The 15820-nt window shown below is 62.9% G+C and carries 14 protein-coding genes; 11 read left to right on the forward strand and 3 right to left on the reverse strand.

Annotated elements, in window-relative coordinates; genetic code table 11:
• Position 1 precedes the first annotated feature (1 nt).
• Positions 2 to 640, forward strand: coding sequence for a TetR/AcrR family transcriptional regulator (locus tag AC3WWH_RS09515; RefSeq protein WP_058322804.1), 639 nt, complete (start codon positions 2 to 4; stop codon positions 638 to 640).
• A gap of 165 nt (positions 641 to 805) precedes the next feature.
• Here AC3WWH_RS09515 and AC3WWH_RS09520 read toward each other — a convergent pair whose 3' ends face one another.
• Together AC3WWH_RS09520 and AC3WWH_RS09525 are read right to left on the reverse strand one after the other, a co-directional pair.
• Positions 806 to 1768, reverse strand: coding sequence for a dihydrodipicolinate synthase family protein (locus AC3WWH_RS09520; RefSeq protein ID WP_058322805.1), 963 nt, complete (start codon positions 1766 to 1768; stop codon positions 806 to 808).
• A 113-nt stretch (positions 1769 to 1881) separates the two neighbouring features.
• Complete coding sequence (locus AC3WWH_RS09525; protein ID WP_057252112.1) at positions 1882 to 2592, reverse strand: GntR family transcriptional regulator; 711 nt, start codon at positions 2590 to 2592, stop codon at positions 1882 to 1884.
• A 335-nt stretch (positions 2593 to 2927) separates the two neighbouring features.
• Between AC3WWH_RS09525 and AC3WWH_RS09530 the strand changes: the two genes are divergently transcribed.
• From AC3WWH_RS09530 to AC3WWH_RS09555, 6 genes are all read left to right on the forward strand, one after another.
• On the forward strand, positions 2928 to 3074 hold the full coding sequence (locus AC3WWH_RS09530; protein ID WP_064817045.1) for a DUF1127 domain-containing protein: 147 nt from the start codon (positions 2928 to 2930) through the stop codon (positions 3072 to 3074).
• A gap of 203 nt (positions 3075 to 3277) precedes the next feature.
• Positions 3278 to 3793, forward strand: a complete 516-nt coding sequence (locus AC3WWH_RS09535) for an EVE domain-containing protein (RefSeq protein ID WP_058322806.1) — start codon at positions 3278 to 3280, stop codon at positions 3791 to 3793.
• A 123-nt stretch (positions 3794 to 3916) separates the two neighbouring features.
• Positions 3917 to 4798, forward strand: coding sequence for a helix-turn-helix transcriptional regulator (locus AC3WWH_RS09540; protein ID WP_245299168.1), 882 nt, complete (start codon positions 3917 to 3919; stop codon positions 4796 to 4798).
• A 147-nt stretch (positions 4799 to 4945) separates the two neighbouring features.
• On the forward strand, positions 4946 to 5554 hold the full coding sequence (locus AC3WWH_RS09545) for a (2Fe-2S)-binding protein (RefSeq protein ID WP_058322808.1): 609 nt from the start codon (positions 4946 to 4948) through the stop codon (positions 5552 to 5554).
• A gap of 2 nt (positions 5555 to 5556) precedes the next feature.
• On the forward strand, positions 5557 to 6534 hold the full coding sequence (locus AC3WWH_RS09550; RefSeq protein ID WP_058322809.1) for an FAD binding domain-containing protein: 978 nt from the start codon (positions 5557 to 5559) through the stop codon (positions 6532 to 6534).
• Positions 6531 to 8750 (forward strand): xanthine dehydrogenase family protein molybdopterin-binding subunit, encoded by a 2220-nt coding sequence (locus AC3WWH_RS09555; RefSeq protein ID WP_492376938.1) that lies wholly within the window; start codon positions 6531 to 6533, stop codon positions 8748 to 8750. The genes AC3WWH_RS09550 and AC3WWH_RS09555 overlap by 4 nt, the downstream gene beginning before the upstream one ends.
• A gap of 64 nt (positions 8751 to 8814) precedes the next feature.
• Here the strand turns inward: AC3WWH_RS09555 and AC3WWH_RS09560 are convergent, their stop codons facing one another.
• On the reverse strand, positions 8815 to 9750 hold the full coding sequence (locus AC3WWH_RS09560) for an AraC family transcriptional regulator (protein ID WP_058322811.1): 936 nt from the start codon (positions 9748 to 9750) through the stop codon (positions 8815 to 8817).
• Between the two features lie 190 nt (positions 9751 to 9940).
• Between AC3WWH_RS09560 and AC3WWH_RS09565 the strand changes: the two genes are divergently transcribed.
• The 4 genes from AC3WWH_RS09565 (at position 9941) to AC3WWH_RS09580 (ending at position 15814) form a co-directional block, all read left to right on the forward strand.
• The gene (locus tag AC3WWH_RS09565; protein ID WP_113398573.1) at positions 9941 to 11407 is read left to right on the forward strand and encodes an alpha-glucosidase/alpha-galactosidase; all 1467 of its coding nucleotides are present in this window, start codon (positions 9941 to 9943) and stop codon (positions 11405 to 11407) included.
• Positions 11408 to 11525: 118 nt separating this feature from the next.
• Positions 11526 to 13610, forward strand: coding sequence for an ABC transporter substrate-binding protein (locus AC3WWH_RS09570; RefSeq protein WP_492376939.1), 2085 nt, complete (start codon positions 11526 to 11528; stop codon positions 13608 to 13610).
• 69 nt (positions 13611 to 13679) lie between these two features.
• Entirely contained in the window at positions 13680 to 14690 is a 1011-nt protein-coding gene (locus AC3WWH_RS09575) for an ABC transporter permease (protein WP_492376940.1), read from the forward strand.
• Positions 14687 to 15814: an ABC transporter permease gene (locus AC3WWH_RS09580; protein WP_058322815.1), complete on the forward strand. Its 1128-nt coding sequence runs from the start codon at positions 14687 to 14689 to the stop codon at positions 15812 to 15814. The genes AC3WWH_RS09575 and AC3WWH_RS09580 overlap by 4 nt, the downstream gene beginning before the upstream one ends.
• Positions 15815 to 15820 lie beyond the last annotated feature (6 nt).

Here is a 15820-nt window from a genome sequence, read left to right on the forward strand (position 1 = left end):
CATGGCGGAACGACCGACATCGCCGCATCGGCGCACGAACGATCCCGAGGGGCTAAAGCAGCGGCTTGTCGATGCGGCCTACGCGGCCTTCACAACGCGCGGCTACCATTCCAGTGCCCTCCATGACTTGAAGCGCGATGCGGGCGTCACCGGTGGAGCGCTTGCCCATCACTTCCCGACCAAGAAGGCCCTCGGCCTCGCCGTCATTCAGGATCGTGTGGCGGAAGCCGTTGAATCGACCTGGATCACGCCGGTCAGAGTTGCGACCACGGCGGTCGATGGGATCCAGGCGGTGTTTGCAACGATCATTTCCGAACTGGAGCGGAAGGGGGCCGTGTCGGGCTGTCCGCTCAACAACCTGGCGCTTGAACTGTCGCGCGAGGACGAGGCCTTCCAGGCCGCGATCGAAGCGATTTTCTTGCGCTGGAGGTCCGCCATCGCCGACAAGCTGCGGGCAGACCTTCGTGCGGACCGCATTGACGATTTCGACTCTGAGGCCATGGCAACCCTGGTCGTGGCAACCTATTCCGGAGCGATGGCGATGGCGAAAGCATCCCAGTCCGTGGCACCCCTGAAGAGCTGTGGCGAGCAATTGACGTCAATCATTCAAAGTCGGACGTCAAAGGGGCGCGAAGTTTAAGGGGGAGGCAGAAGCTGCCTCTCGCGCCCTTCAGATCTCCGCGCAAAAATAAACCCCCTATATCCCTGCGGATTAGGGGGTTCAGCAGAAACGTCACCTGAAATTCCACACTTCGGCAAACCTCCGGCCGGGAGGTCGCCTCTCTAAAGTGCGGTCAATCGATGATCAGGCCTTGTACTTCTGGACGGCGCCCGGGAGCTTGCTCCATTCGGCGTACCAGCTGTTGAACAGCTTGAACTGGGCTTCGACGTAGCCGCGCTGGCTGTCCGAAAGCACGTCGCTTTCGTTGAAGTGCAGCGTGTATTCCTTGTCGCCCTTCAGCACCATCATGTGCTTGAAGTAGAGAACGAGGTCCGGGCCTTCGTCGAAGGACGAGAGCACGGCGAGCGCCTGTTCCAGTTCCAGTGCGCGCTGGCGGGCGTCGACGTCGCCTTCGGCGGCGGCGCGCGACAGGTTGCACATGTGGATGACTTCCTTCGGCAGCACGCAGCCGATGCCGGTGATGGCGCCGGTCGCGCCGCAGTTGACGAAGCCGTGGAACACAGCCGTGTCGACGCCGATCATCAGCGAGACGCCATCGTCACGGCTGGTGATGTTTTCGGCCGCATAACGCATGTCGGCAGCGCCGCCGAATTCCTTGAAGCCGACGAGGTTCGGATGTTCGGCGCGCAACGCGAAGAACAGGTCGGCGCGGGTGGCAAAGCCGTAATAGGGGCTGTTGTAGATAACGGCCGGCAGGCTCGGGGCGGCCGAAAGAATGGCCTTGAAGTGGTTCTTCTGGGCGGCGACGACCGAACCACGCGACAGCACGCGCGGGATGACCATCAGGCCCTGGGCGCCAACCTTCTCGGCGTGCGCCGCATGGGCGACGGCCGAAGCGGTGTTGACGGCGCCGGTGCCGACGATGACCGGAATACCGGCCTTGACCAGGCGCTCGACGCCTTCCATGCGCTGCGCATCGGTCAAGAGCGGCCAGTCACCCATCGAGCCGCAATAGACGACGGCGGACATGCCCTGAGCGATCAGCTCCTGGCCCTTGCGTACCAGCGCGTCGAAATCGGGGGTGCGGTCTTCCTTGCAAGGGGTCATCAGCGCCGGGATGACGCCGGTGAAAATCTGAGCCTTCATCTGAAACTCCTCTCGGCTTTGTCTTCGGGGCAACGGCGCACGCGCGCCCTTGCCTTTGATCTAGACAATAGTCGTTTGTATTTTATTTGTCGACAAGAAAAATACAAAGACTGCTACAATGCGATGTCGAGCTTGTTGTTACGGGCAAAAAGCTTTTGCACCTGCTCGACGATCTGCTCGGCATGCGCCTTGCCGAGACGGTCCGCCGTCTCGATGTCGCGCGCCGCAATTGCAGCGATGATCGCCGCGTGCTCGTCGACGAAGCGCTGCGGGAACTGCTCCTCGTAGGACTGGTAGTAGAGGCGCAGGATGCGCCGCCCCTCGTCGAGCAGCCGGCGGAACAGGCTGGTGAAATAGGGATTGCGGCCGGCCTCGGCGATCGCCGCATGGAAAGCGGCATTGGTGGCGATCATCGTCAGCGCGTCGCGCGCCTGGACGGCCGCGGCATAGTCCTCGTGGAAGCCGCGAATGATCGGCAGGTCTTCCGGGCGGTGGTTCTGCGCCGCAAGCCGCGTGGTGACGCGGTACATCAGCACCAGGGCGTCGAAGAACGGGTTCAGGTTGAGGAAGTCGATGTTCGCTACCATCGTCGAGCGGTTGGGCAGCGTGTCGATCAACCCTTCGCCGGCAAGCCGGACCAGCGCCTCGCGGATCGGCGTGCGCGACATCTTCAGTCGCTCGGCAAGCTGCACTTCGTCGATCGGGCTGCCCGGCGGCAGCACCAGGTCGAGGATCTCGTCGCGCAGGAGGTCATAGACCATCTTCACGCCGGAACCGCGCTTGCGTTCGGGGATGGGGCTGTTGTCGGTGTCGATATCGGTCATCTCGGATTCCTTTGTCGACAAAAGAAATACTTGTCTCTGCCGTCGGGATCAACAGCTTCCGTGGCAACGATTGTGCGAGGCTGACATTTCGAATGCACGCAGCTGTTGCTTTTGCCTTCTGTCCGGTAGGGCGCGAACAAGGGAAGATCTCAACGCGCGGGCTTTGCGCTTGACCTTGCGGCACGCAAAACGACCCATGCATTTCCCACATGGGAGCGCTGACTTTTGAGCGCTGCAACTTACCAAGGGCCTCAGTTATAAGGTGTTCATCGAAGCGAAACGAGGCGCCACGGACTGGCTGCCAGGCTTCGAAAGCCCATTGAAAGGGGGATCAAATGAACATCGCACGCTCCATCAACAACTGGCGCAAGTATCGTCAGACGGTCACCGAGCTGGGCCGCATGTCGAACCGGGAACTCCGTGACCTCGGCATCGAACGCGCCGACATCGACCGCGTCGCACGCACGGCCTTCGCCCGCTAAGGCGATCTACACAGACTGAAAATTCGCCAAGCGCCTGCATCTCCTGCGGGCGCTTTTGCTTTGTGGCGAACGGTTGCACGCGGGGCAACTGCTCCGCCGAAATCCAGGTTGCCCCGGCACCAATTCCTCGAATTCAATGCTGACAGAATCTGGCAGGGGTCGCGCGTAAAGTGCTCCCATGATCAGAGATCGAGGGATGACCGATGTTGGCGCAGGATGTGTTTCAAGTGGGTGCAGGAAGCCGGCAGGGCGAGCGCAACTTCTGGATCGGCGCGGTTTCCGGCGATGACATGCAGCATGCGCAGGAAGGCGGCTTCTCGCGATTCGGCCACGGCAACGTGCAGCCGTTGACGCGCATGAAAGCGGGCGACGGTTTTATCGGTTATTCACCCAACGCCGCCTTCAGCGGCAGAGCGGGGCTCGCTTGTTTTACGGCCATTGGTGTGGTCAAGGAGCGTCCGCCCCACTTCTTTGCAATGGGTGGAGTCGCGCCGCATCGCGGCGATATCGATTGGGCCGACAGTATGGAGGCTCCCGTCCGTCCGTGGCTCGACAGCCTGGAATTTGCCGAGGGCAATCGAAACTGGGATCAGAAACTTCGTTTCGGTCATCTCGCCATCAGCGAACATGATTTCCGCGTGATCGCGCGGGCGATGCATGCCGACCTTGGTGGCGTTTTCCCAAGGGTGGCCGAGTACCGCCGGCAAGCCTGGGCGTGATTGCAGCCCGCGGGTCGAAAACTTGACCCGCGGGCGATATTTTCGCGCGCGGCGAAGGATGTTAGTTCTCCGGGAGATAACGCGTTTCGGGCTATCCACGAGAGACAAGATCGAATGGGCGGAATGGGACTTGCGGATACGGAGGTTCATATCCGTCGCTTGCAGCGCGGGTTTTCCCCGCCGGTCATTCCGGAGGTGTTCTCCGGCGATACGCGCTTGGTCGGCCGTTGGCGCAACGAGCCCTTCGAGTACCACCTGCCACCACTGAAGGATCATATTCTCGCGGCGAAGTATGCAGGCGACGGGACTGCTTCGTTGAAGGTTGGTCGTCAGACGATCACCGCGCCGGCGCTAGCCGGCACCATCACTTTTGCGCCCAGGGGGCACGAAGGACTTTGGCGCGCGGATGGTGCCGTCGAAGTGTCGAATATCTTTCTGGGGCACCAGCGCCTGCTTGCCTGCGCGGATCAGGTTGGGAATGGTCGTGAGCCCGAGCTTCTCGACCGCGTGAATTTCAGCGATCCCAAACTGTTTACGATCATGTCCTTGATCAACGACGAGATCAGTACCGGTGACGCGGTATCGCACCTGTTCATCGAGCAGCTTCTCGATCTTGTCTGTCTCCAGCTTCTGCGCGGGCACGCCGCAATGTCCGTGCCCCTCGCCCCCGGACCACGGCGTGGCCTTTCGGCCTGGCAGATCAAGCGTGTCACCACCTACATGCGTGACAATCTCACCAAGGATATTCGGCTTCAGGAGCTGGCGGATCTCGTGAATCTCAGCCGCTTTCATTTTTGTACCGCTTTTCGTGTGGCGACCGGGCACACGCCCTATGTCTGGCTGACACGGCAGCGCATCGCCCACGCCAAGGCGCTGCTTGCGGACCGGACGCTGCGCATCACCGATATCGCTCTTGTCGTCGGCTATGAAACGCAATCGGCCTTCGCTTCGAGCTTTCGCAAAGTGACAGGCCTCACCCCGAGCGAGTTTCGCCGTCGGCTTTGACCTCGGCTGCGACCGGGCCGGCGCTCCCGTGCGCCGGCGTCCTCGACCGCCGCAACTTTCAAGCAGGATCGAAAGATCGCAACAGTAACGCCGTCGTTCGACGCCTATCTTCTGCATGGTTTGGTGAGGCAGGAGAGTGTTTCCGACATGGTCGGAAATAGATCAGAATCCTATGTGCAAGGTCCGGTGCTGTCGCGCCGGGAAGCGCTTCTGGCAGGTGCCGGAACCGTGGCGCTGGCAGCGCTGCCGTCTCAGTCGGCGGCAGCGACAGGTTCTCCGGCGAAGGAGGTAAGCCCCATGACCCTGACCATGACCGTGAACGGCGAACTGCATGTTCTGACCATCGACCCAAGGCAATCGATCCTGGACGTCCTGCGCGAGACGCTTGATCTCACCGGCACCAAGAAGGGGTGCAACCAGGGCGCCTGCGGCGCCTGCACGGTGCTTGTCGACGGCGAGCGCATCGTCTCCTGTCTCACACTGGCATGCATGCATGACGGCGCCCGGATCGAAACGATCGAAGGGCTCGAGAAAGATGGCGTGCTGCATCCGCTCCAGGAAGCCTTCGTGGCGCATGAGGGCCTACAGTGCGGCTTCTGCACGCCGGGGCAGATCATGTCGGGTGTCGGCTGTATCGCTGAAGGCCATGCGGGCTCGACCGACGAGATCCGCTTCTGGATGAGCGGCAACATCTGTCGTTGCGGCGCCTATCCCGGCATCGTCGCGGCTGTTGCCGATGCGGCGGGGAGGGGCTGACCATGCTTCCTTTCACGATGGAAAAACCTGAGAGTGCCGAAGCGGCGATTGCGGCGGCCGCCGGCGGCGCGCGCTATATTGCCGGCGGCACCACGCTCATCGACCTGATGCGCGAAGAGGTCGAGCGCCCGGAATGGCTCGTCGACATCAACGCGCTACCGCTTGGCGGTATCCGCGTCGAAGGCGACGACCTCGTCATCGGCGCGCTGGCTCGCATGTCCGAAGTCGCGGCCGATCGCAACGTCCAACGGCTGCAGCCATTGATCGCCGAAAGCTTGATTGAGGGCGCCTCGCCGCAACTGCGCAACATGGCGTCGATGGGCGGCAACATGCTGCAACGGGTGCGCTGTCCCTATTTCCGCATGCTGGACGCCGGCTGCAACAAGCGCACGCCCGGCTCCGGCTGCGCCGCCATCGACGGATTGAACGCCGGTCACGCGATCCTCGGCACCAGCGAGCACTGCGTTGCGACGCATCCCTCTGACGTCGCCGTCGCTCTGGTGGCGCTCGATGCGACTATGCGGGTGCGGGGACCTGAGGGCGAACGCAACTTTCCGATCGAAGACCTCTTCCGGCTACCCGGAGATACGCCGCATCTCGAGCACACGCTGCTGCCCGGTGAGTTGATCGTCGAACTGCGTGTGCCCGGAGGGCCGTACAGTCGCCGTGCGCGCTATCTCAAGGTTCGTGACCGCGCCTCCTATGAATTTGCCCTCGTTTCGGCTGCCGCTGCACTTTCGGTCGAAGACGGGGTGATCCGCGAGGCTCGCCTTGCCGTCGGCGGCGTCGGGACGAGACCCTGGCGCCTGCGCGATTGCGAGGCCGCATTGATCGGCAAGCGGCCGGAACGGCAGGCATTCGAGGCGGCGGCACAGCTGGCAACACAGGGCGCGCGGCCGTTGCAGCACAATCACTTCAAGGTCGAACTCTTGCCGCGGACGATCGTCCGGGCACTCGAAATGGCAGGAGAAGTCGCATGAGCGTCAACACCATCGGAAAACCAATGACCCGTGTCGACGGCCGGGCCAAGGTTACGGGTCGGGCGCGCTATGCCGCCGATTTCAACCAGCCGGGTCAACTCTACGCGGTGATCGTCAGTTCAACTATCGGCCTTGGCCGCGTCACGGGATTTCAGACTGCCGAGGTCGAGCGCATGCCCGGCGTCGTCGCCGTCATCACGCACCGCAACGCCGAGAAGCTGCCCTATCTCCCGCACAAGGCCGGCATCGACCCCGCCACCGGCGAGCGGCTGCACGTGTTGCAGGACGATGCCGTGCGCTTTTATGGCCAGCCGGTTGCGCTCGTCGTTGCCGACACGCTCGATCACGCCGAGCGCGCCGCCGCAGCGCTCCGCGTGACCTATGAGGCGCGGCCGCTGCTCGTCGATCCGACGGATCCGAAGGCGGAGAGCATTGTCCCCGATACACGCGGGCGCGTGTCTCCCGACCGGGCGCGCGGCGACGCCGACAAAGCGGTGGCAGGAGCCCCTGTCACGCTCGACGCCACCTATGAAATGGCGCGGGAAAACCACAATCCGATGGAGCCGCACGCAACCATCGCCGCCTGGAGCGGCGCCCGGCTGACGCTGTGGAGCAAGAGCCAATATCTCGTCAACGAGCAGGCGGAGATCGCCGCAGTCTTCGGCATGCCGGTCGAAAACATCGAGGTGATCTGTCCCTTTATCGGCGGTGCCTTTGGAACGAGCCTCAGGACATGGCCGCATGTGACGCTGGCGGCGCTGGCCGCGCGCCATGTCGGCAGGCCGGTGAAGCTGGTGCTCACCCGCAAGCAGATGTTCTTCACCACCGGCCACCGGCCGCGCACGCTTCAGCGCGTGGCGCTCGGCGCCACCAACGACGGCAAGCTCACCGGCGTCGTTCACGAAGGCACGGGGGAAACGAGCCGTTATGAACAGTTCATGGAAGCGCTGACGGCGGTCACGGATTACCTCTATTCCTGCCCGAACGTGCGCACCCAGTACCGGCTGACCGAACTCGACACCGGCACACCCAATCACATGCGCGGGCCGGGAGAGGCGAGCGGCATCTTCGCGCTCGAAAGCGCGATGGACGAGCTGTCCTACAAGCTCGGCATCGACCCGATCGAGCTTCGGCGCCGCAACGAGCCCGAGAAGGACGAAGCGGAAAACAAACCGTACTCGAGCCGCTCGCTGATGCAATGTTACGCGCTCGGTGCCGAGCGTTTCGGCTGGGCCCGGCGCACGCCCGAACCGCGCTCGATGCGTGACGGGCGGCTGCTGATCGGCATGGGCGCGGCCACCGCCACCTACCCGGCGTTCCACGCGGCGGCGAACGCCCGGGTGCGGCTGCTTGCCGACGGCACGGTCGAGGTCGAGGCGGCGGCCAGCGACATGGGGCCGGGGACCTATACGTCCATGACCCAGGTTGCCGCCGAGACGCTTGGGCTGCCACCGGAACGCATCCGCTTCCGGCTCGGCCGGTCAAGCTACCCCCAGACCCCATCGCATGGCGGTTCCTGGACCATGGCTTCGGTCGGATCGGCCATTCAGGCGGCTTGCATCGAGGCGCAGGCGCAGGTCGCGCGTCTCGCGGCGGCCGATGCCGCGTCGCCGCTCTACAATGTCGTGGCCGGGGAGCTCGAGTGGAGCGAAGGGCGGTTGCGGCGCCGCGGCGAAACGACGAGCATCAGCTATCGCGAGATCGTCGCCAAAGCCGGCGCGCCGATCGAGGTGGATGGCTTTGCCCAACGCAATCCCGAGGTTGCCGAACGCTATTCGATGCATTCCTTCGGTGCCGTCTTTGCAGAGGTCGCTGTCGATCCGGATGTCGGCACCATCCGGGTGCGCCGCATCGTCGGCGCCTATGGCATCGGTCGGGTCGTCAATCCGTTGCTCGCCCGTAGCCAGTGCACCGGCGGCATGATCGGCGGCATGGGCATGGCCCTGATGGAACGCACGGTTCTGGATAGCCGTGATGGCCGGCCGGTCAATGCCCATATGGCCGACTACCTCATGCCGGTGAACCTCGACATCCCCGAGCTCGAGGCGCATTTCGTCGACGAGGTCGACCCGCACGTCAACGCCCTCGGCGTGAAAGGCCTCGGCGAGATCGCCCTGGTCGGAACGGCGCCAGCCATCGCCAATGCGGTGTTCCATGCGGCGGGGACGCGCGTACGTTCGCTGCCGATCCACATCGAGGACGTGTTGACGGCGTAAGATTGCTTCTCTGTGCGGCGGTACCGGCACTGAAACCCGGTGCCGCCGCGTATGCAAGGAGGTGTCAGTTCGATGGCGCCCGATCGTAAATGCTCTCGGATGGCTCTTCGACGGAGCCGGCGGCGACGCTGGCATACATGCCCGTCGTGCGGAACTCGGTCGGGCTCAGGCCGAAGGACCGGCGGAAGACCTTGGCGAAGTAGTTGGGGTCTTCGAAGCCTGAGAGGATCGCCACCTCCTTGACCGGCAGGCTCGCCGTTTTTGTCAAGAGCTTTACGGCGCGCTGCAATCGCTTCTGCAAAACGTATTCGGCCGGCGCCATGCCTTCGCTGGCGGCAAAGACGCGGGAGAAATGCGCGCGGCTCAAGCCGGAGACACGCGCCAGCTCCTCCACCGGAAGCGGGCTCTGCAGATTGTTCATGATGTGGTCGACGACGCGGTGCATCGTTCGGTGCTCGTGGCTGAACACCGGGTGCGAGCCGAAAACGTCGTCATAAAGCGCCATCGCCGCCTCGTAGGCGATCGCCGAAGCCCGCCCGGGCGTCTCGCCGCCGCGGATCAACCGCAGGCTGCAATCGGCCAGATGCTCGATCGTTTCCGGCTGCAGCTTCAGCACCGGGCCGGTGACGGCGAGGATCGCGCGATGGACGCGCAAGGCTTCGTCGCCGTTCATCGAGATCCAGAAGAACTCCCAGCGCCCGCCGTCTTCCAGCCAGTAGCGATGATTGTGCGGCACGAGCAAGAGCAGCGTTTCGCCTTCGCGCACCCGATAGCTCCGGTTCTCGTAGCGCAGGTTTCCAGCACCCGCGATCGTGTGCTGCAGCACGGTGAACGGGGTGTTGCCGCGCTTCCTCCCGTCCCAGTCATAGGTGGCATTGGTGCGGATTTCATAACCGGTGCTGGTCGGCATCGTGTGCAGGCTCTGGCGCCCCCGCGGCAGCGAAACCGTTCGCATGATCGGGCCATTATTGATCAAATCTTGCAGCATAAAATTACCCATGAAAGCACAATACCGCTCTGGCGGGGTCGGCGATTATACACATAATGACGGCCAACACTGCAATAGGCGGCACTTTCGGCCCGTAAGGAATGAGGGGCTGCGTCGATGTTGCAGGCATATGCGGTAAAGAACCGTGAATTGATTTTACCCTTTGTCAGACACACGTGCAGTTCATGAGGAGTGAGAGGGCATGGCAACATTCAAGATCGCCATCATCGGCGCCGGCAGCATCGGCTTCACCAAGAAGCTCTTTACCGACATTCTCGCCGTGCCGGAACTGCGTGATATCGAAGTGGCGCTGACCGACCTCAGTGCCCGCAATCTGGAGATGATCAAGGCGATCCTCGACCGAATCGTCGAGGTCAACCGCCTGCCGACGAAGGTGACGGCGACGACCGATCGGCTGAAGGCGCTGGAAGGTGCGCGCTACATCATCAGCTGCGTTCGCGTCGGCGGCCTCGAAGCCTATGCCGACGACATCCGCATTCCGCTGAAATATGGCGTCGACCAATGCGTCGGCGATACGATCTGCGCCGGCGGCATCCTCTACGGCCAGCGCAACATTCCGGTTATTCTCGATTTCTGCAAGGATATCCGCGCGGTCGCAGAACCGGGTGCGAAGTTCTTGAACTATGCCAACCCGATGGCGATGAACACCTGGGCGGCGATCGAATATGGCAAGGTCGACACGGTCGGTCTCTGCCACGGCGTCCAGCACGGCGGCGAGCAGATCGCCGAGATCCTCGGCGCCGGCGAGGGCGAACTCGATTACATCTGCTCCGGTATCAACCACCAGACCTGGTTCGTCGACGTCAGGCTCAAGGGCCGCAGAATAGGCAAGGACGAACTCATCGCCGCCTTCGAGGCGCACCCGGTGTTTTCGCAACAGGAGAAGCTCCGCATCGACGTGTTGAAGCGCTTCGGCGTCTACTCGACCGAGAGCAACGGCCATCTCTCCGAATATCTTCCCTGGTACCGCAAGCGCCCGGAAGAGATCAGCCGATGGATCGACATGTCGGACTGGATCCACGGCGAAACCGGCGGCTATCTCAGGTATTCGACGGAAACCCGCAACTGGTTCGAGACCGAGTTTCCGCAATTCCTGGAAGCCGCCGGAAAACCGCTCGATCACCAGAAGCGCTCGAACGAACATGCGAGCCACATTCTGGAAGCGCTTGAGACGGGGCGTGTCTATCGCGGCCACTTCAACGTCAAGAATTCAGGTGTCATTACCAACCTGCCGGCTGATGCGATCATCGAATCCCCCGGCTTCGTCGACCGCTTCGGCATCAACATGGTCTCCGGCATCACGCTTCCGGAAGCCTGCGCGGCCACCTGCCTCGCATCGATCAATGTCCAGCGGATGTCGGTGCATGCGGCCGTGACCGGCGATCTCGACCTTCTGAAGCTCGCAATGCTGCACGATCCGCTGGTCGGTGCGATCTGCACGCCTGAGGAAGTCTGGCAGATGGTCGACGAGATGGTCGTCGCTCAAGCCCAGTGGCTGCCGCAATACGCCCACGCCATCGACGGCGCGAAGGAGCGCCTGAGCCGCGCCACCGTCAAAACGCGCGAGTGGAACGGCGCCGCCCGACGCCAGGTGCGCTCGCTCGACGAACTGCGTGCCGAGCGCCAGGCGGCCCGCGCCGCCGGCTGACCGATTGCAGCGCATGCCCGCGTGAGGAGACGCGGGCTGCGCTGCCACAACCACAACTGCAGACTTTCAAGGAGGAGGCCACGCTTCGGCGCGGCGAAAAGAGGGAGAATCTGAGCCAATGACCAGCCACAGACTGACGAAAACGGCGAGCCTGCTGCTCGTCGGCATCTCGACCTTCGCCCTTCAGGCGGCGGCCTCCGATCCATCAGTCGTGCCCGAGCAGCCGCCATTCCCGGCCCAGGGCAAGATCACCTATGTGCCGCGCGACTCGATTGCCGAGTTCAAGGCGCTGCCGGAGTACAAGGAGCCGGCCTGGGTCACCGAAAAATACGTCAAGGCCGGCAAGCTGCCGCCGGTTGCCGAGCGCCTGCCGAAGGAGCCGATGGTCTTCAAGACCGGCAACATGCCCGATGGCGTCGGCGTCTATGGCGATACGCTGCGCCACGTCATCGGCGGCCGGCCGGAAGGCTGGAACTACTCGGCCGGCCAGAGCCAGGGCTGGGGCGGCATCGATATCGGCATGTCGGAATGTCTGACCCGCACCGCACCGCTCTTCCAGGTGGAAGCGAAGGACGTCGAGCCGCTGCCAAACCTTGCCAGGAGCTGGGACTGGTCTGCCGACGGCCACAAGCTGACAATGCATCTCGTCGAGGGTGCGAAATGGTCGGACGGCGACCCCTTCGACGCCGACGACGTCATGTTCTACTGGGACGACAATGTCCTCGACCCGAATGTATCTCCGCTGAACGGCGCAACGCCTGAGACCTTCGGCGCCGGAACGACGCTGAAGAAGATCGACCAGTACACGGTCGAATGGACCTTCAAGGAGGCCTTCCCGCGCCAGCACCTCTATGCCATGGCCTATGGCACCTTCTGCCCCGGCCCGTCGCATATCCTCAAAGCCAAACACCCGAAATATGCGGGCACGACCTACGACCAGTACAAGAACGCCTTCCCGCCGGAATACATGAACATCCCCGTCATGGGCGCCTGGGTGCCGGTCGCCTACCGTGCTGACGATATCATCGTGCTGCGCCGCAACCCCTACTACTGGAAGGTGGACGAGGCCGGCAACCAGCTCCCTTACATCAACGAGCTGCACTACAAGCTCTCGACCTGGGCCGACCGCGACGTGCAGGCGATTGCCGGTTCCGCCGATCTCTCCAACCTCGAGCAGCCGGAAAACTTCGTCGAATCTCTGAAGCGCGCTGCCCAGGATACGGCACCCGCGCGGCTTGCCTTCGGCCCGCGCCTCATCGGCTACAATCTGCACATGAACTTCTCGGCCAATGGCTGGGGCGAGCCGGACGAACGGGCCCAGGCCGTGCGCGAGCTCAACCGCAACGAGGATTTCCGCAAGGCGGTGACCATGGCGGTGGATCGCAAGAAGCTCGGCGAGGCGCTGGTGAAGGGTCCGTTCACGGCGATCTATCCGGGCGGACTTTCCTCCGGCACCAGCTTCTATGACCGGGAGTCGACCGTCTATTATCCCTTTGACCTCGATGGCGCGAAGGCTCTGCTCGAAAAAGCTGGCCTGAAAGACACCGACGGCAACGGCTTCGTCAACTTCCCGGCCGACAAGGCCGGTGGGCAAGACGTCGAGATCGTGCTTCTTATCGACAACAGCTATGCGACCGACCGCAACCTCGCCGAAGGCATCATCGGGCAGATGGAGAAGCTCGGTCTTCGGGTCGTGCTGAATTCCCTCGACGGCAAACAGCGCGATGCGACCAACTATGCCGGCCGCTTCGACTGGATGGTTCACCGAAATGGACCGGAATACGCGTCCGTCGTGCAAAACACGCCGCAGCTTGGCGCAACGGGTCCGCGCACCAGCTGGCACCACCGCGCGCCGGAGGGTGGACAGGTCGATCTGATGCCGTTCGAGCAGGAGCTTGTCGATACCATCAACAAGTTCATCGCCAGCAACGACAATGCAGAGCGTGTCGCACTGATGAAGCAATATCAGAAGATCGCGACGACGAACCTCGATACGATCGGTCTGACCGAATATCCGGGGGCGCTGATCATCAACAAGCGCTTCGCCAACGTGCCGACGGGTGCGCCGATCTTTATGTTCAACTGGGCGGAGGACACGATCATACGCGAGCGCCTCTTCGTTCCCTCGGACAAACAGGGTGACTTCGAGCTCTTTGCTGAACAGCTTCCGGGCAAGCCCGGCGAGAAAGGCCTCAGCAACTGATGCCACGCTGCTCCTCCGGTCGCAGGCCGGAGGAGCGCTCCATCACCCCAACCGACAGAAGGAAACGGCATGTTCAGGTTTCTGCTTGTCCGCATTGCCTCTGCCATCCCGGTGCTTTTGGTGCTGAGCGTTGCGACCTTCGCTATCATCCAGGCCCCGCCCGGAGACTATAGCGATTACATCCGCTCGCAGCTGATTAACCAGGGCGGCGCGTCCTACGAGGAGGCGGAAGCCCAGGCCCAGGCCTATCGCAGGGAGCATGGGCTCGATCAGCCGATGGCGGTGCAATACGTCAACTGGATGACCGGCATCCTGACGCGTGGCGATTTCGGCCACAGCCTCTACTACAACAAGCCTGTGGCCGACGTCGTCGGCGAGCGCCTGCCGCGCACGCTGGCGCTGGCGCTGGTCTGCCACATTCTCGCGTCGGTGATCGGCATTTCCTTCGGCATCATCGCGGCGACCCGGCAATATTCCTGGGTCGACAGCCTGCTTTCGACGGTTGCCTTCCTCGGCATGACGGTGCCGCGTTTCCTGATGGCGCTGATCATCGTCTATATCCTCGTCTTCCACTTCAATGTCAGCGAAATCAACAGTTTCCACTCGGCCCGCTACGGCGGCGCGCCCTGGTCATGGGACAAGTTCGTCGACCTCGTCAAACATGTCTGGCCGGTCGTGGCGATCGCCACCTTTGGCGGGCTCGCCTACAATATGCGGGTAATGCGCGGCAATCTGCTCGACACACTGAACGCGCAATATGTCGAGACGGCGCGAGCGAAGGGCTTGAGCGAAGGGGCCGTGGTCATGCGCCACGCGGTTCCGAACGCCCTGCACCCGCTGATCATGTATCAGGGCGTCGTGTTGCCCTATATGCTGACGGGCGAGATCGAAACCGCGATCATCTTCGCGCTGCCGACCGTCGGTCCGGCCATCGTCGGCTCCATGTGGGTGGGCGACGTTTATGTCACCGCCACCTTCATGCTGGTGCTGTCGGCCACCCTCATCCTCGGCAACATCATCGCCGACATGCTGCTCGCAGCACTTGATCCGCGCGTGCGTCTGGGAGGAGCCCCGGCATGACCGTCGAGATTGAGACAACCCTTCCGCTCGTTGTCGAGCCCAAGCACGAGCAGCACAATGAAAGCTACCAGGCGCTCGTCTGGCGCCGGCTGAAACGCTCCTGGACGGGCATGCTCGGGCTGGTCCTCGTCGGCCTGCTGATCTTCATGGCGGTCTTTGCCGACTTCCTGTCGCCGGTCGATCCGAAGGCAACGGGTGTCGCCTTCGCGCCGCCGCAGGCGATCAGCTTTGCCGACAAGGACGGCAACTTCGTCTTCCCGCCGCGCAGCTACCCGCTGAGCGAGGGCACGGAGCTTGACCCGATCACCTTTCAGCCGATCATCGGCCCCGATTACGACAATCCGCAGATCCTCGGCTTCTTCATCAAGGGCGCGCCCTACCGCCTCTTCGGCCTGATCCCGGCCGAGCGGCATCTCTTTGGCGCGGTCGATGGTTCGCCGGTGCATCTGCTCGGAACCGACAAGTTCGGCCGCGACGTGCTCTCGCGAATTTTGGTCGGATCGCGCATCTCGCTGATGATCGCGCTGATCGTGGTATCGATCGTGACCTTCGTCGGCACCACCGTCGGCATGGCGTCGGGTTACTTTGGTGGCCGCTTCGACGTCTGGACCCAGCGCTTCGTCGAGCTGGTGCTCGCCTTCCCGCAACTGCCACTCTATCTGGCGCTGACATCGCTGATCCCGGTGACCGCGCCGACCAATGTCTTCCTCGCCTTCGTCATCATCGTCATGTCGGCGCTCGGCTGGGCGCAGATGTCACGAGAGGTGCGCGGCAAGACGCTGGCGCTTGCCCGCATCGACTATGTGCGGGCGGCCATCGCCGTCGGGGCCAGCGACCGGCGCATCATTTTCCAACACATCCTGCCGAACGTGATGAGCCACGTGATCGTCGCCGTCACGCTCTCGATCCCGCAGGTGGTGCTCTTGGAATCCTTCCTCGGGTTCCTCGGCTTTGCGGTCAAGCCGCCGCTGATTTCCTGGGGGCTGATGCTGCAGGACACCTCCACCTATTCCGTCATCGGGTCCTATCCCTGGATTCTCTCGCCCGTCGCCTTCGTGCTCGTCACGGTCTTCGCCTTTAATGCCCTTGGCGACGGCCTGCGCGATGCCATCGATCCCTATTGAGGAGGA

Source organism: Ensifer sp. EB106-03-01-XG145 (genome assembly GCF_058792075.1).